General features: G+C 68.5%; 1 protein-coding gene and 1 pseudogene. One reads left to right on the top strand and one right to left on the bottom strand.

What is annotated here, in order from left to right; all coding sequences use genetic code 11:
* Window positions 1-287 precede the first annotated feature (287 nt).
* Window positions 288-1,193, top strand: a complete 906-nt coding sequence (locus MJ797_RS26890) for an SAM-dependent methyltransferase (protein ID WP_239342569.1) — start codon at window positions 288-290, stop codon at window positions 1,191-1,193.
* Window positions 1,194-1,298: 105 nt separating this feature from the next.
* On the opposite strand, the pseudogene MJ797_RS26885 reads toward MJ797_RS26890, so the two are convergent.
* Window positions 1,299-1,644 (bottom strand): annotated as a pseudogene (locus tag MJ797_RS26885) (hypothetical protein); the annotation flags it as partial.

The following is a 1,644-nucleotide window of genomic DNA, read 5'->3' as shown; positions in this document are numbered from 1 at the left end:
CTGACCGGGGACGTGTCTGCCAACAGATGGCCGAGGCTGAGTGTTTCGTCCAGGTTGGGCCATTGTTGTTGAAGATTCATGTGCAGACGACTGATGCGGCTGTGGACGTCGGAGTCCGGACTGGCCGCTGCCGTGGTCAGGGCGAGACGGGCCGCGTCAGTGGCCGCGACGGGGTCGGGGCCGTGGCGGTCGGCGGCCAGGGGAGGTCGGCCCCAGGCCCGAGATTGGGATCATGTTAGGTCACGGTTGAATTCCTGGCGACTCCCCACAGTGAAGGGAAGATCGGTATGGCAGAGCAGCAGGCTTGGGACATCGTCACCGGTCCCGGCATCACGGCCCTCGGTATAGCCGCGTCTCGGAGCGTGGAGTCGTCGATGCCCGACGCGCTCATCGACGACCCGTTTGGGGCCGACTTCCTGGCCGCGGTGGACTCGCCGGTCCCGTTTCCGCTGCGCTGGCCTGCCGAGGGCGAACCGGTGAGTGACCGGCACAAACTGTCCCTACACACCTCCCGCTTCATCGGCGTGCGTTCGCGGTTCTACGACGACGTCATCCTGGACGCGGTCCGCGACGGAGCCGGCCAGGTCGTTCTGCTCGCCGCGGGCCTGGACACGCGGGCGTTCCGACTGCCCTGGCCGTCCGACGTCACCCTCTATGAACTGGACCAGCCGGGGGTGCTGGCCTTCAAGAACGACGTGCTGCGCGGCAGCCGGACCGCGCCTGGCTGCCGGCGTGTCGCGGTCGGCACCGACCTGCGCGAGGACTGGGTGGGCGTGCTCGCCGCGGCAGGGTTTCTCCCGACAGTGCCGACCGTGTGGGTTGCGGAGGGTCTGCTCGGCTACCTTCCCGCCACCGCCGAGGAACACCTGCTGCGGAAGATCCACCAACTGTCCGCCGTGGGCAGCCGCCTTGCGCTGGACCGCTTCGCGGACCTGGAGCGTCTGGCCTCCGACACCGCGACGCTGGAGCAGCTCAGCCGCCGGTCCGGTATCGAGACGCGATCGCTGTTCAACACCGAGCCCCGTCCGCACCCGGCCCAGTGGCTGTACCCGAATGGCTGGACCGTCCGCGAGGACGACGACACCGAGATCGCCGACCGTTACGGCCGCGACCTGACCGACCCGTTCACCGGACAGACCACCCGGCCCTGGCTGGACACACGTTTCCTCACCGCCGAACTCAGCCGCAGGTGACGGTGTTCCGTGGCGTCGATGCTGCGAGAGCAGAGCCGCGTGCCTTCCAGGACGAGTGATTGAGTAGATGTGCTGGTGTCGGCGTCCCGAGAAGATCAAATAAGGTTACTGAACGTAGGTGCTGTTCCGGGTGGCGCGCAGTGCGTACTGCAGCGGGACGGGCTGGCCGGTGAGGATCAGCCGCCAGCGGCCGTCCTGCCCGCGCCGCATCTGGTCTGCGCGTCCTTCCGGGTCGTCAGCGTCGAGGTATTCGGTGAGCGCGTCGAGGCACGGCGCTTGGGTAGCTGACCCAGCCCGCCAAATTCTTGATCTTGGATAGCGGCAAGGCCGCTGGGCGGGCGCCGCAGGCGGGGCCGACATACCACTGCCGGACGACGCCCGGAAGGTACCGTCGGCGTCCCGCCAGGCGCGATCGTGGCTGGCGGGACGCCTGCCGGGTACCGACTGCCGG

Source organism: Protofrankia sp. CiP3, assembly GCF_917627345.1.
Lineage (GTDB): Bacteria > Actinomycetota > Actinomycetes > Frankiales > Frankiaceae > Protofrankia.
This window is presented reverse-complemented; position numbering and strand designations above follow the sequence as displayed.